Origin of the sequence: Desulfobacterium sp. N47, from assembly GCF_051233685.1 — a bacterium.
GTDB lineage: Bacteria > Desulfobacterota > Desulfobacteria > Desulfobacterales > RPRI01 > RPRI01.
Genome location: NZ_JBAMMY010000037.1, coordinates 22,941 through 37,721 on the forward strand (window position 1 = coordinate 22,941; position 14,781 = coordinate 37,721).

Consider the following 14,781-nt stretch of genomic DNA (forward strand, 5'->3'; position numbering starts at 1 on the left):
GCGATGGGAGGCTTGGTCTTCACGAGTGTACCTTCTTCTTTTTTGTCTGGCGATGTCGTAATGTCTCAGCTTTGTTGCTCTCCCGCTCAGCCTTGATACGGGCCAATAGCACACTTGCCGGTTCATCATTGGGGTCTTGAGGAACGAGTTTGCCTTCAAAGGCTTTCTTCAAAATGCTTTGCCGCAGGGCTTCGGCCTGCTTGAGGCTGTGCTCAATGCTTTCTTCAATTTTATCGCAGACAGAGAGGCGGGATTCGATTTCGGCTACGATGGTTTGTTGCTCCTCAGGCAAACAACAAACCATCGTTAGATTTTCGAATTTACCTTTGTTTAGTATTGGAAGTGTTGTTGCAGAGGCATTATTCTGTATCTGTTTTTGAAAATCAGGACTAACTGCTTGGTAATAAATAAATTTCGGATTGTGTTCTTTTGAAGGAATAATAGCATTGATCTGCTGATTAAATCCGCCCCCCTTTTTTATAAATCCTGTTTTCCCAATTGTTGCACCAATACAAGTAACAAGTGTTGATGAAGCAGGTACGAACCGCGCTTCCTTTATCCCTAGTTCAGAAAGGCCATCTGTAGATGAAACGACATTATTTCCGGCATTCAAATCAGTAGGTTTATAAAAAGGGTATTCATCAGAATAAAAATTCGGGTTCTTTTTTGAAGGGGTAGTCCCTGTTTCAACACGTCCTAATTCATTAATTTTTTTGTTTTGCCAGCCATCAGGCAATTCACCTTCCACTATATTTTTATTCGACAGCTTTCCCTCAAATGCCCATTTCAAGACTGCCTGCCGGTATATTTTGAGTTGTTGCTGCGCGGTTTTGAGGCTTTCGATGCCTTTATCCAAACTGCTGAACAGTTCTTCTATTTTGGCGACAATGCGGTGTTGCTCGGACAGAGGGGGAAGGGGAATATCTGTTTTTTCTAAAAACTGTAAATGTCTTGCATAGCCTTTGTCGGGTAACTTTATGCAATGAAGGAAATAGAAAAATAGTTTTTCATTTAAGAATGCGAATGGCTTTAAAACCTTTACGCCATCTGCACCAGCAATAAATCTAAAATTTATATACTTCTTTACTCTGGTGTGATCTCCAAAAATTACATAAGGAGGTTTACCAGGTACAATTAATTTCTCGTCATCAAAATAGCCACCAATAAGCGCCTGCCCTTGATCAACTACCGGATATTTACCTTCTGTTAAATATTGTTTTTGTTTTATTTTAATTCCATTTAATGAGATTTTATCACAGCTTTCTGCAAAGCTAACTATTGCCCAACCACCTGGCAGCATAATTTTATATTTTAAATCCTCATTCATTTCACGCTGCCAATGCTTCGTTCAATTCGTTGATAATATTTTCCGTCTCATTGCCAAAAAGCTGCCACATCTTCCCCTTGCCGCCCCTTGCATCAAAAGGTGTGTAGTCTAAATCATCGACATCAACGTGCACCGAATTGGCAATCTGGTCTTTGAGCATCCGCAGCCACTGCATTTGTTCTTCGGTAAATTTCAGTGTGCCTGCCTGTTTTTTAAATACCCAGTTCTGAAAGTTCCTGTCCACCGTTTTGTCATAAGCGGTGAGCGTATTGTCAATGCCCGCTACTTTGCGGATAAGGGAAACCAGGGCCACAAGTTCGTTTTTGGGTTGACCGCTTACACTTTCCAGCAGCTCATAGGCGCGCCACACGGACAAAGGTGCAAGCACTGGTTTGTCGGCAACAATGGTATCTACAAGTTCCTTAATCATCTTAAAGGTTAGTTCGCGCCTCCGGTATGGCTGGGCGTAAAAGATTTGCAAAGCGGTAATTTCGTCTTTGTGTTGAGCGATCCAGTCGGCAAAGGTTTTTATCAGTTCCCACGCTTTGTCTTTATTGTCTTTGTCCCAGCCTACTGCGGTAACCTTGTCGGGGTTTACAAGATCAATGATCTGTTCGTGAGCTTTGCGCACGTTTTCAATGTATTCGTTGAGGTCACCGTTAAAACTGCCTGCCGCCCGGTTTTGCAACGCAGCAGTCAAACTTTTAACCTTTTCTTCTTTTTTTACAGGCGCTGTATCGGGATTTTCCTGTTCAACTTTCAGGCGCAGGTCTTCCAATATGTCGGGGTTATAGGCGTTTAGCAGTTCCTTAACAACCTGCTTTATAGTTTTGCCGTTTGCTTTTTGTTCAAAAGTTGATTTTTCTTTTTCCGTAAGCTGCTTTTCCAAACGGATAAGACGATTGGCAAGAGTTGTGAACAGCTCCTCATCTCTTGCTCCAACGGTAATGGCCGCCAGTAAATCCTTAAGCGGCACGCCCGGCTTTTTCTCCAGGGGGCGGCTGTCGGTTTTCAGACTTTTTGTAACGCCTACTGCATCAACAATCACATAATGGTCTTTTGTGTATTTGGCTGAAGGCGTTACTTTCTTCAGATCATCCGGATTAATGGTGCGTGTACCCCGTCCTTTCATCTGCTCAAAATAGTTGCGGCTTTTTACATCCCGCATAAAAAGCAGGCATTCCAGCGGCTTGACATCGGTACCGGTGGCGATCATATCCACGGTGACGGCAATTCTGGGATGATAGTCGTTGCGAAACTGCGCCAGTGTGTTTTTAGGATCTTCGCTGCTGTAAGTGATCTTTTTACAAAAGCGGTTTTCTTCGCCAAACTCTTCCCGCACAATCGGTATGATATCGTCGGCATGGCTGTCGGTTTTGGCAAATATCAGTGTTTTTGGTACCTCAAACTCTCCTTTTTCATTGATACGGTCAGGAAACATTTCAGGCAAATGTTCTTTGAATGCGCGGATGATGGTTCGGATCTGGCTGGGGTTGACGACTTTGTCATCGAGTTGAGTTTGGGAATAAACCACATCCTCGTCCAACTGCGCCCAGCGCTTTTTGCGGGTGAGTTTTTCACGGTGATCCACATACTGGCCTTTCCAGATCATACTTCCCTTGCGGCTAATTTCCGTTTCGATAAGATATACATCGCTGCCCACATTCACGCCATCTGTAACGGCTTGCTCGTGGGTATATTCGCTGACAATGTTCTGGTTGAAAAAACCGAAGGTGCGGTTGTCGGGTGTGGCAGTTAAGCCAATCAAAAAGGCATCAAAATAGTCCAGCACTTGTTTCCAGAGATTATAAATGCTGCGGTGGCATTCATCTATAACCACAAAGTCGAAAAACTCAATCGGCAATTTGGCATTGTAGCCCACCGGCACCGGTTTCCGCTTTTCCCATTTGATTTCACCCGGGTTTGTCTCTTCGGCTTTTTCGTCCAAATCTTCTTCTTTCAGGATCGCATACAAACGCTGAATGGTACTGATGTAAACCTGATTGTCAGTCGGCACAAAGCTTGATTTCAAACGATGCACGCCGTACAATTCGGAAAACGTGCGGTTATCGTCATTGGGCAGATAAGCCATGAATTCCTGCTCGGCTTGTTCGCCAAGGTTTTTTGTATCCACCAGAAACAACACCCGTCTGGCTTTGGCGTAAGTGAGCAGACGGTAAATAGCCGTGATGGCCGTGAAAGTTTTTCCTGAACCCGTGGCCATCTGAATGAGTGCTTTGGGTTGATTTGTGCGGAATGAATCTTCCAGTTTGTTGATGGCAATGATCTGGCATTCCCGCAGCCCTTTGGTTTGCAAAGATGGAATATTGAACACCCGCTGTCGTAAAGGCTTGCCTTGTTTTAACCATTCCCGGAAAGTTTCCGGCCGGTGAAAAGTAAAAACCGGCCTTGAACGGGGCTTTGGATCACGATAATCTGTAAACCGGGTTAATGTGCCGGTGCTTTCATAGACAAAGGGCAGAGGATCATTATTGAGATGCTTCAGTTTGCTGTCGGCATAATCTTTAGACTGATCTTCTGCCTGTATAAGTTGAAATCCTTTATCTTCGGCTTTTGCTTCAATAACACCAACAGGTTTGCCATCTACAAACAAGGCGTAATCGAGTTGTTTTCCTTCCTGGGTATAGTACTTTCGTATCACTACACCAAGGCTTTCATTCAGGTTAATCTGATTTTTATTTTGAATAACCCAGCCGCAATCAATCAGTTGTCTGTCTATATTATCGCGTGCTATCTGTTCCGGGTCCTGATTAGGCATAATTACTCCATTAACCCATGTTCAGCAAAACTGTAATAACTGTCATCTCCAATAATGATATGGTCAAGAACCTTGATATCCATCAATTTACCTGCATCAGTAAGTTTAGCGGCAAACTTTTTATCTTCATGGCTGGGTGTTAAATTGGCGCTTGGGTGATTATGGATACAAATAATCGAAGTCGTAAATTTTTGCAGGGCTGCATGGATGATTTCCCGGACAATAGGAATTGCGTGATTAACTGTGCCGATAGCCGCATCGCTGATGTCAATAATTCTGCTATCACTGTTAAGGTAAACAATCTTGGATACTTCGGTTTTAAGGTCACGCATTTGCGGCATAATGATATTGACAATATCCTGAGCGGAAACAATCTGTTGCCTGGCACTGATTACTTCATCTTCACGGAAACGCCTCCCGATTTCGAGGGCAGCGTTTATTTGTGCGATTTTGGCCGGACCCATTCCTTTGAATTTTTTCCACTCGCGAATATCGCTATGGCTCATATTGCGAAATGTGCCGAATTTATCAATAATCTGACGGGCAAGATCAATGGCGCTGCTGCCTTCAACACCGGTACGAAGCAAAATTGCCAACAGCTCCGAATTACTCAGAGACCCGGCACCTTTCTTAAGCAGCTTTTCCCTTGGACGGTCATCCTTTGGCCAGCTCTTAATACCCGTTGGATTACTTTCCTTATTCACGTCCGGTTATTCCTTTTATTTCGCTTCTTTCATTTTTCCATTCAGCCCAATGGGCAAGATTGCAAAGAAAAATATGTCATGTTTGCTTTTGATTCTTTTTAAAATATCAAAATAGTTAAATGGCTTATCTTTTACAATAATATCTTATTAAAATCAAATAATTATTGTTTAAGATATATATAAAAAAGGTATGCTATTAGGAAATACGCAATATGTGAGAGCCAATTGTAAAACTTCTTATTTTGCTATCCCCATGACGCTTCTGGGCGGGAATCCAGTTTGTAACTAGTTGAAACCATGTCATGCCCGGTTGAAAGAAAGGCTTGCCATTGTTTTTCGCCATCCGAAATAAAAAGAATCCGGAGATAGTCGGTATAATAAATAAAGAATATACTTTTATAAAATTAAAATAAAATGCGGCAATGATATTTAACTTGACAAATAACAGCCATGAACTATATTCCAATTATAGAATATATATAAAAGGAAAACTTATGAAGGAATTTATAAAAGTTACAAAGGCTCTCTCTGATCCGGCAAGAGTAAAGATAATAAAAATGCTTCAGCATAAGAAAATGTGTGTATGTGAATTGCGGGAGATCTTGCAGATTAATCAGCCCAGCGTTTCGAAGCATCTTAAAATTCTTGAAAATGCCGGTCTTGTATATTCGGCAAAAGACGGTTTGTGGGTTAATTATCAGCTTACGGACGGAAGCAGTTCCCCTTATGCAGCCAGTTTTTTGGGCAATTTAAGGCACTGGCTTTCGGATGATCCCGAAATTGCCACTATGATATTTAAACTTCCCGAAATACGAAGGGAAGATATTTGTAAAATTTAAGGGCGTTATTATGAAAATCACAGATCACAAATCCTGCTGTGCGGCAACATCCGATGATGACAAAAAACCTGCTGCACACATTAAGGAACACATAACTGGCAGATATATACTTTACGCCATACCGCTTCTTATCATCTGGGGGCTTATCTATCAGAGGTTATCCGATTTTTCACGGGTAATAACCTACCTGGTTCTGCGTCTTCCTGAAGGCAATCATCTGAGCAGTGCGGTCGAATTCTTTTTGTTTGAAACACCAAAGGTGCTGATGCTTTTAACGCTGGTTGTTTTTGGCGTAGGTATAGTACGATCTTTTTTCACACCTGAAAAAACCCGCGCAATTCTTGCAGGAAAAAGGGAATCCATCGGTAATGTTCTGGCAGCTTTTCTGGGTATTGTAACACCATTTTGTTCCTGTTCCGCAGTTCCCCTTTTTATCGGTTTTGTAACCACAGGTGTTCCTCTGGGAGTAACCTTTTCCTTTTTGATTGCAGCTCCTATGGTAAACGAAATTGCGATAGTGCTTCTTTACGGACTCTTCGGCTTCAAAATCGCCGCCATTTATCTTATTACGGGCCTTCTTATTGCGATGATTGCCGGATGGATTATAGGAAAACTGCATATGGAACGCCATCTTGAAGATTGGGTTTTACAAATTCAGGCAGGCGAAAACCAAATGGCTGAAGAAAAGCTTAAATGGGCTGACAGGGTTCAGTATGGCATGGATGCGGTTAAAGACATTGTCGGTAAAGTCTGGATTTATGTTGTGGCGGGAATTGCCGTAGGGGCGGGTATTCATGGATATATACCCGAAGGATTTATGGCTTCTGTAATGGGAAAAGGCGCCTGGTGGTCTGTCCCCATAGCTGTTTTGATTGGTATTCCAATGTACTCCAATGCGGCGGGCATCATTCCAATTGTTCACGCGCTTATTGAAAAAGGGGCGGCGCTTGGAACAGTGCTGGCCTTTATGATGTCTGTGATCGCTCTGTCGCTTCCTGAAATGGTTATACTGCGAAAAGTTTTAAAACCTGTACTGATTGCAACATTTGCAGGGGTTGTAGGTTTTGGAATCCTGATTGTAGGATATCTTTTTAATGTGCTGATATGATGCCAATACTTTTCATAACTTATATAAATTAATATGAATAACATCTCTTTTGTTACTATTCTGCTAAAAGGCGGCCTTGGCAATCTGGCCTCTTACCTTGCTGCCCACGTTCTCTTGTGTCTGCTTCCGGCTTTCTTTATCGCAGGTGCAATGACAGCACTTATTCCCAAAGAGGCAATCGCACGCTTTTTGGGACGCAGCACACCAAAGTTTATTTCTTATCCTGCTTCCGCCATGGCCGGATCGTTGCTGGCGGTGTGCTCATGTACAATATTGCCATTATTTGCGGGTATTCACAAAAAAGGAGCCGGGATTGGCCCGGCTATTACTTTTCTTTTTTTTGCTCCTGCTTCCAACATTTTGGCGATTATTTATACTGGCGGTATAATAGGCGCGGATCTGGCGTTTGCGCGGCTGTTTCTTTCGCTGGCATTCGGAATCGGAATCGGCATGATTATGGCGCTCATTTTCCGCAAAGAGGATGCCGCCCATGACAAAGCTACCGATAACATGTTTGCAGGCCATGGTACAATGCACAGATCGGCATTGATATTCCTGCTGGTGCTCCTTGCCCTGCTGCTTTCCGGCACACTCAAAGTTAGTCTATTGACCAACACTTACGCTACATTTACCTTGCCTGTTTCAGGCATGGATAAATTTCAGAATTTTCTTTTCCGCCTCGTTCCTTTTGATCCGGCCAAAGGCGGTGAGGGTGTCACCGCTCAGGGCGCAATTTTAATCGGCTTATTGGCTCTTATTGGGATTACTTCGTGGAAAGGCATTGAAAATATATTTGACGGATTTAACCGCTGGACATGGATTTCACTTGCTCTGGTTGGGTTGACTCTGCTCATAGCCGCTGTGGGTATGAGCCCGCATACCGGCGGACTGGATATTTTCATAAACGGTAAATTCATCGGGGTATTCGTAACGCTTATCATTCTTGTCTGGATGTGCAGAAAATATCTTAATAATGGCGAAACACAAAGCTTTCTATGGGAATCATGGAATTTTGTAAAACAGATTTTCCCTTTATTGGTGGTCGGTGTGTTTGCAGTTGGAATTCTTCGCGAACTTATCAAACCCGAATGGATTGAAGCCGTTGCAGGAAAAAACACAATTCTTGGCAATCTGACTGGTGTGGTTTTTGGCGTATTCATGTATTTTCCGACTCTTGTCGAAGTGCCGATTGCCAAAATGTTTCTTAGTCTGGGTATGCACAGAGGGCCTTTGCTTGCGTATCTTATGGCTGACCCCGAACTGAGCCTGCAAAGCATTTTGATTACAGCAACCATCATTGGCAAGGTAAAAGCGTGGGTATATGTGGGCTGGGTGGCGCTTTTCAGCACCCTGGCAGGTTTAATTTACGGCTCATGGATAGATGGTGCAAGTATTACGCTGGTAGTGATGTACCTAATCGGGTTTCTGGCAGTGCTTTCCTGCACGCTTTGGCTGGTTAACCGGCTCAGTGATGCTGCTGACGATGCGGCCTGCTGATTTTTTTACTTTATAAGGAGGTATGCAATGAATGAATTGAATGAACTTTATGAACTCGGTTTGAAGTTTCACGGACACAAGTGCCCTGCCATGCCGATGGGAATCAGAGCCGGCCTCGCCGCTTTGAATAGCCTTGGCGTGAATCGGGCACAGGATAAGGAATTGGTAGTGGAAGCCGAAACCGGAGAGGGGCATGCCGCGGGTTGCTTTGTGGACGGGGTCATGGTTGCCACTGGCGCTACTTACGGCAAGTCGAACATAAAAAAGCTGAATTACGGCAAAATGGCTTTTACCCTGATTGATACAACAACAGGCCGCGCCATCCGGGTCTCGCTCAAGCCGGAGTTCTTTGAAAAGGCGCTCTCTTCTCCCTTTGTAAAGAAGAGAAAGGAAGGAGTTCCGCCTCAGGATATTTCAGCGGAAATAACACGGCCCCAGGTGGAGCGGATTCTCTCTTTGCCTGAGGCCGATTTTATCAACATGAGCAAGGTATTCTTTAAAAATCTGCCTAAAGGCAAAGCGAACTTCGAAACCAAAAGGTGCGCCAGATGCGGCGAAGCCGTCTTTACGGACAAGCTGAAGCAAGGCCCGGAAGGCAGTCTTTTATGCATCCCATGCAGCGAGAAGGGATAGACTTTTTGCCGGAATCATCATGGAAGGCCGGCATCGATATCCCGAAATCTGAATAGACACATTTCTTTTATAGAGGAGAAAACCGATGGAGCACGGCCATAGCCATGCTGACACAACCGGTAAGCGGCTTTTAATTACCATTTTTATCAACTTTTTGATTCCGGCGGCGCAAATCTGGGGAGGAATTTATGCAGGCAGCATGGCGCTTATCTCCGATGCGGTTCATAATCTCAGCGACTTCACAGCACTGATGATCACCTATGCCGCTCACCTGGTTGGAAAGGTAAGCCCAACACATCGTCATACCTTCGGTCTGCGCCGTATTGAAGTTATCGCCGCTGTGGTCAATGCTGCGCTTCTTGGCGGCACAGCGGTTATCATAGCTTTTGAAGCAGTAAAACGTCTGCTGAATCCTTCTCCCGTCGAAGCCGGGCTTATAGCTGTACTTGCGCTTGTCGGCATAGCTGGTAACGGATTCTCCGCATGGCTTCTGCATAAGGATTCGAAACATAATCTGAATATACGTGGCGCTTTTTTTCATATGATGGGAGATCTTATGACATCCGTGGCTGTTCTGGCCGGCGCCGTTGTTATGCATTTCACACCATGGTTATGGCTCGATTCGGTATTAAGCCTTATGATCGTGGTGTATATTCTGGTGAATTGTCTTTCGCTTCTTAAGGAATCGGTTCACGTTTTAATGGACGGGACACCCCGGGGACTGGATCTGATGTCTGTCAAGGAAACACTTGAAGCTCTTCCCGGCGTCATGGGCATTCATTATATGCATGCATGGCTTATAGGCGGTGATTTGGTGGCTCTTACCTGCCACATTGTGGTTCCGGATCAACTCTTAAGCGCCGTAAATCACTTGGGCGGTACAATCCGGGATACACTCCTGAAAACTTTCGGAGTCAATCACCCGGTTCTGCAATTTGAGTCCAATGAGTGCGGAGACGGCGCATTGTTGTGCCAACTGGCCTGCAACAAAAATAAGAATTGAAAAGGATTCACTTCATGAAATTCAAAAAGGCTGCAAATTCTGTTGCTACGGATTCCGGGACGTCGGAGCTATCCCTTACCAGCATGGTGAGCGTTTTCCTGAAGCTTGGGGCCATTGGATTCGGAGGCGGCATGGCGGTCATCGCCCTTATGGAACACGAATTTGTTGCGAAACGGCAGGAGTTTACAGCTGAAGAATTCCTTCACGGCGTCGGGCTGGCGCAGATTCTGGGGCCATTTGCCCCGAACACCGCTTTCTTCCTGGGCTACAGGCGATATGGCCTGCCTGGAGCCGTTTTATCGGTTATCGCTTTTCTGCTCCCTTCCGTGACAATGGTGATTCTTCTTTCATCATTATATTTTCGTTATCACACCATTCCAGCGCTCCAAGGGGTGCTGGCGGGCGTAGGTCCCATCGTAATTGCGCTTATTCTCTCAGCAGCCTGGTCTATGGGGCGCAAGTCAATGACCGGATGGCTCGCCATTGCTTTTGCCTTGGCCGGCGGCATTGCAGGAACCTTTAAAATAAATCCGATATGGGTGCTACTTTCGGCAGGCATTATCGGACTTCTGATCGGGCGAAAACGCATGAAACCAAATGTTGATCAGAAAAATACAGATACCGGGAGCAACTTAAAAAATGAAGACCATCCAAAAACCGGGATAATGGCATCCGCGGCCCTTCCCCTGGCGGCATCAAGCACCGCCGCCTCTCTTTCCACTTTAGGGCTGGCCTTTCTGAAGATTGGACTGGTCTTTTTCGGCGGCGGTTTTGTTCTTATTCCCATTTTGCACCAGAGAATCGTTGAATATTTCCATTGGCTGACACCTCGTGAATTCATCGACGGCGTCGCCATCAGTAATCTCACGCCAGGGCCCATCGCAGTTCTGGCCACATTTACCGGTTACCGCTTGCAGGGCATTCCTGGCGCTGTGCTGGCTACTGTGGCGCTGTTTACGCCTGCAATGATTTTAATGGCGATTATTTCTATCGGCTATGAATATTTCAAAGGATCTTCACGGGCTCAGGATTTTCTGTCCGGTGTGGCCCCAACGGTCGTTGGGCTGGTGGCGTCCGCCGCGTTCCTTCTCTGGCGCTCCGCCATCCCTTCTTGGCGGATGTTGCTTTTAATGGTTGCGGCGCTGGCACTGCTCATTCGCTTTAAGTGGCATCCCGCATTTGTTCTGGCACTTGGCGCAGGTCTCGCTGCAATAGGAGCGGTTCCGTGAAAACTGCTTCAAATTGCTTATTATCTGCAAAACAATTATCTGTAAAATAGGAGGATAAAAATGGAAATCAAAATTTTAGGACCGGGCTGTTCAAAATGTGTGAAAGCTGAAGAACTTGTCAGGCAGGTTGTTGCCGAAGAAGGCATAACCGCCGACATAGAAAAAGTGACTGATATTATGAAAATCGCCGGTTACGGAGTTTTCGGAACTCCGGCTGTTGTAATAGACGGCGAAGTTAAAAGCTCCGGGAAAATCCCAAGAAAAGAGGACATTAAATCATGGATAAAAAAATGAAGAAATTATTAGACAGTATATCTATAAAAAGAAACATTGGCGAATTGACGGTATTGGCATTGGCTGTTTTATTATTTGTCTTTTCCACGGCTGCTTTTGCAGAAAAAGATCCTGTAAACAATATTCCTGCTAAAGGCATGGTAACTATGATAGATTTGGGAGCAACATCCTGTATTCCCTGCAAGATGATGGCGCCTGTTCTGGAAAAAATGGAAAAGAAATATGCCGGAAAAGCGGTTGTTCATTTTTATGATGTCTGGAAAGATCGCGAACCGGCCATAAGGTTTGGAATCCGGGCGATACCAACTCAGATTTTCTTCGATAAAGAAGGAAAGGAAGTCTATCGGCATCTGGGTTTTATGGAAGAAGCCGATATTATACGGCAGTTTGACAAAATGGGAGTAAAATAGCCAAGTCCCAATCTAAGGAAAGATTATGATCGAGTCATTTTTTCTGACAGTTAACCAATGGATGACCGGTGGCGCAGGCCTGGCTTTTGTGGGATGCTTTTTATGGGGAACCGTAAGCGTGCTGTTCAGCCCCTGCCATCTGGCCTCAATTCCACTGATTGTAGCATATGTAGCAGGTCAGGAAAAAGCCGTTAATCCACGACAGGCAGTATGGTATGCGGGTGCTTTTACTATAGGGCTTTTTATTTCTATTGCTCTTATCGGCATAATCTGCGCATGGCTGGGCAGGATGTTGGGCGATGTGGGCCTATGGTGGCAGGTACTCGTCGGCTGTGTACTGCTTTTTGTTGCCTTGGGCATGCTGGGAGTTGAGACCTTCTCAATGTCCGGTTCCTTGCTTTACCGCCTGAATTTTAGAGGCCTTCACGGGGCATTCGGGCTGGGACTTGCTTACGGCATTCTGTCCGGATCATGTACCTTTGGGTTTATCGCACCGATACTGGCTATTATTACTATCCAGCAAAAAATCCTTACAGGGATAATCATGATTGTTCTGTTTGCGTTGGGGCACTGTTTACCCATTGTTGTTGCCGGAAGTTCAACAGCCTTGGTGCGCAAGCTAACGGAAAACAGTAAGTGGCAGAATTACGGCAACTGGTTCCGAAAAGGAGCCGGAATAGTTATAGGTTTGTTGGGGGTATACTTCATTGTAAGCCCTTTCTTGGCATAGGTTCAGGGTACAAGGTACAGGGATAAGGTAAAAACAGCTCATGAGCTCATAAGCTCGTAAGCTCGTAAGTTTGTAAGTTGGTATCAGAAAAAAAATATAAAATTATAGACTTTCGGATAATGTTTTTGGCAAGGCCGGAAGGAGCCCACCTGAGTAAGGCGTACAGTTGGTACGCTGTCGAAGGGGGGCGACTGATAACGCAGTCCAAAAATTTTATCTGAAAGTCTATAGGAGGAGGCCCACGATGTCGGAGATCAAACGTCTTTCATTTCTGGACAGGTTTTTAACGCTTTGGATTTTTCTTGCCATGCTCATCGGAGTAGGCGGCGGATATTTCTTTACCGGTATTAGGGACGTGATTAACCATTTTCAGGTAGGCACTACCAACATACCTATTGCAATCGGGCTGATACTTATGATGTACCCGCCTCTTGCCAAGGTAAAGTATGAACAGTTGGGCTACGTATTCCGCGATTTTAAAGTGCTCGCTCTTTCTTTGGTTCAAAACTGGATAATCGGCCCGATACTGATGTTTCTTCTCGCCGTATCTTTTCTATCCGGTCATCATGAATATATGGTGGGCCTGATTATGATCGGGCTTGCCCGCTGTATTGCCATGGTCATAGTATGGAACGATCTTGCCGCAGGAGACACGGAATACTGTGCAGGGCTTGTAGCCTTTAATTCTATATTTCAGGTTCTGTTTTTTTCTCTTTACGCATACATTTTTATTACAGTAATTCCGCAATGGCTCGGGCTTGAAGGAGCTGTGGTCGATATATCCATCGGGCAGATAGCTAAAAGCGTTTTCATATACCTCGGCATCCCATTTATCGCAGGTGTTATTACCCGTGTGATCGGGCTCAAGACTAAAGGCCGTATATGGTATGAAGAAAAATTCATTCCAAGAATCAGCCCGATTACACTAATTGCCCTGTTGTTTACAATCCTGGTTATGTTTTCTCTCAAGGGAGAATATATCGTTGAGCTTCCGCTTGATGTCGTTCGTATAGCCATCCCGCTTTGTATCTATTTTTTCATCATGTTTTTCGTATCCTTTTATCTGTCAATGAAGGCCGGCGCCACCTATGAACAGACCACGACCTTAAGCTTTACCGCTGCATCCAACAATTTTGAACTGGCCATTGCCGTTGCAGTTGCTGTATTCGGCATTGATTCCGGTGTGGCTTTTGCCGCAGTTATCGGTCCTCTGGTGGAAGTGCCGGTCCTGATCAGCCTGGTAAATGTTGCGCTGTGGTTTAAAAGAAAGTATTTTCCATTTACCAAAGCAACTCCAACCGGTATATGTCATTTAACTTGTGAGCAATAAGAGGAAAAAGCAATGCTTCTTAAAAGCTATATAAAGGAAGTCTTCAGAGCGAAGTGTAATCCCGGATTTGAATCTGTTCATTAGATAATAGAGATTCTGAAGCTTCTGCCAAGGACCAATTGCCGCGAATGCGGTCAATCCACCTGCATGGTTTTCTCAGCACTTGTGGCTGACGGCGCAAAGGGGTCGGAAGATTGTCCTCAACTCATCAGGAATAACAAGATAAAGCTTGAGGAGTATCTGAACAAGTTTAAGTTTGAAGCATGGAATTAAAGGAGTTTGCAGTGCAAAATATGGTTTAACGACACAGATAAAAGAAGCCGAACAGGTAGTGCAGGATGTTGAGCCTACAGTTACTGAAGCATTTTATCGTGTTTTTGAGGCAGATGAAAACATGTTTATCAGGAATGCTTTTTAAGGATACACTTGGCAGGCTGTTAACAATATGACCGTCATGGGACTTCTTAACAAAACACGCTAACAACTATCCAATGTGCTGTGTGATCATACAGTTTGAAATATTAAATTCCAAATTAAAGCAAATAACAGAAATCGATGTACGACATACGTTGTTTGCTATTGGAATTTTGTTGTTTATCATTTAATTTTTTCTGCCTCTATTAACTTTCGCTGATATGCCTGGTTGATCTTTTCAATAAGATCATTGATAGTAACCGGTTTCATTATAAAATCAAAAGCCCCCAATCGCATCCCTTCAACTCCCGCTTCAACAGAACCGTGGCCCGTAAGTATGACTAGAGATATAATCAAAAGTTGTGTTTAGGGAGATAGGTGGTGTATCCATCGGTTGATTGTTACCGAGGCAATTAACCGACCAAAAAAAAGGAAAGGATACACACACCATGAATAACGATAATGTAATTATAATTAAAAAGCC

At 44.4% G+C, this 14,781-nt stretch carries 15 protein-coding genes; 12 read left to right on the top strand and 3 right to left on the bottom strand.

The features are described 5' to 3' along the window. Positions 1 to 19 precede the first annotated feature (19 nt). From VXK47_RS02265 to radC, 3 genes are read right to left on the bottom strand one after another with little or no spacing between them, the layout of a single operon-like run. Positions 20 to 1,327, bottom strand: coding sequence for a restriction endonuclease subunit S (locus VXK47_RS02265; RefSeq protein ID WP_435547151.1), 1,308 nt, complete (start codon positions 1,325 to 1,327; stop codon positions 20 to 22). A 1-nt stretch (position 1,328) separates the two neighbouring features. After that, complete coding sequence (locus VXK47_RS02270) at positions 1,329 to 4,106, bottom strand: type I restriction-modification enzyme R subunit C-terminal domain-containing protein (protein WP_435547152.1); 2,778 nt, start codon at positions 4,104 to 4,106, stop codon at positions 1,329 to 1,331. A 2-nt stretch (positions 4,107 to 4,108) separates the two neighbouring features. Beyond that, positions 4,109 to 4,810 carry a JAB domain-containing protein gene (gene radC / locus VXK47_RS02275; RefSeq protein ID WP_435547153.1) on the bottom strand — a complete coding sequence of 234 codons (702 nt, stop codon included), beginning with the start codon at positions 4,808 to 4,810 and terminating at the stop codon, positions 4,109 to 4,111. 494 nt (positions 4,811 to 5,304) lie between these two features. Here radC and VXK47_RS02280 point away from each other — a divergent pair, with 494 nt between their 5' ends. The 12 genes from VXK47_RS02280 to VXK47_RS02335 all read left to right on the top strand — a co-directional run bounded on the left by VXK47_RS02280 (position 5,305) and on the right by VXK47_RS02335 (position 14,301). Beyond that, positions 5,305 to 5,649, top strand: coding sequence for an ArsR/SmtB family transcription factor (locus VXK47_RS02280; protein ID WP_435547154.1), 345 nt, complete (start codon positions 5,305 to 5,307; stop codon positions 5,647 to 5,649). Between the two features lie 10 nt (positions 5,650 to 5,659). Further along, positions 5,660 to 6,757 (top strand): permease, encoded by a 1,098-nt coding sequence (locus VXK47_RS02285; protein ID WP_435547155.1) that lies wholly within the window; start codon positions 5,660 to 5,662, stop codon positions 6,755 to 6,757. Positions 6,758 to 6,790: 33 nt separating this feature from the next. Beyond that, on the top strand, positions 6,791 to 8,254 hold the full coding sequence (locus tag VXK47_RS02290; protein ID WP_435547156.1) for a permease: 1,464 nt from the start codon (positions 6,791 to 6,793) through the stop codon (positions 8,252 to 8,254). Between the two features lie 27 nt (positions 8,255 to 8,281). Then, positions 8,282 to 8,887: an FmdE family protein gene (locus VXK47_RS02295; protein ID WP_435547157.1), complete on the top strand. Its 606-nt coding sequence runs from the start codon at positions 8,282 to 8,284 to the stop codon at positions 8,885 to 8,887. A gap of 85 nt (positions 8,888 to 8,972) precedes the next feature. Next, positions 8,973 to 9,890 (top strand): cation diffusion facilitator family transporter, encoded by a 918-nt coding sequence (locus tag VXK47_RS02300; protein ID WP_435547158.1) that lies wholly within the window; start codon positions 8,973 to 8,975, stop codon positions 9,888 to 9,890. A gap of 14 nt (positions 9,891 to 9,904) precedes the next feature. Further along, on the top strand, positions 9,905 to 11,119 hold the full coding sequence (gene chrA / locus VXK47_RS02305) for a chromate efflux transporter (RefSeq protein ID WP_435547159.1): 1,215 nt from the start codon (positions 9,905 to 9,907) through the stop codon (positions 11,117 to 11,119). Between the two features lie 60 nt (positions 11,120 to 11,179). Continuing rightward, the gene (locus VXK47_RS02310; RefSeq protein ID WP_435547160.1) at positions 11,180 to 11,413 is read left to right on the top strand and encodes a thioredoxin family protein; all 234 of its coding nucleotides are present in this window, start codon (positions 11,180 to 11,182) and stop codon (positions 11,411 to 11,413) included. After that, a complete protein-coding gene (locus VXK47_RS02315; protein WP_435547161.1) occupies positions 11,410 to 11,823 on the top strand; it encodes a thioredoxin family protein in 414 nt (137 codons plus the stop codon). Before VXK47_RS02310 ends, VXK47_RS02315 begins: the two co-directional genes overlap by 4 nt. Positions 11,824 to 11,848: 25 nt before the next feature. Further along, complete coding sequence (locus tag VXK47_RS02320; RefSeq protein WP_435547162.1) at positions 11,849 to 12,553, top strand: cytochrome c biogenesis CcdA family protein; 705 nt, start codon at positions 11,849 to 11,851, stop codon at positions 12,551 to 12,553. Positions 12,554 to 12,797: 244 nt separating this feature from the next. Then, positions 12,798 to 13,883 (top strand): ACR3 family arsenite efflux transporter, encoded by a 1,086-nt coding sequence (gene arsB / locus VXK47_RS02325; RefSeq protein ID WP_435547163.1) that lies wholly within the window; start codon positions 12,798 to 12,800, stop codon positions 13,881 to 13,883. A gap of 105 nt (positions 13,884 to 13,988) precedes the next feature. Next, positions 13,989 to 14,156: a (Fe-S)-binding protein gene (locus VXK47_RS02330; protein WP_435547165.1), complete on the top strand. Its 168-nt coding sequence runs from the start codon at positions 13,989 to 13,991 to the stop codon at positions 14,154 to 14,156. Next, positions 14,140 to 14,301: a hypothetical protein gene (locus VXK47_RS02335; RefSeq protein WP_435547164.1), complete on the top strand. Its 162-nt coding sequence runs from the start codon at positions 14,140 to 14,142 to the stop codon at positions 14,299 to 14,301. The genes VXK47_RS02330 and VXK47_RS02335 overlap by 17 nt, the downstream gene beginning before the upstream one ends. Positions 14,302 to 14,781: the final 480 nt, after the last annotated feature.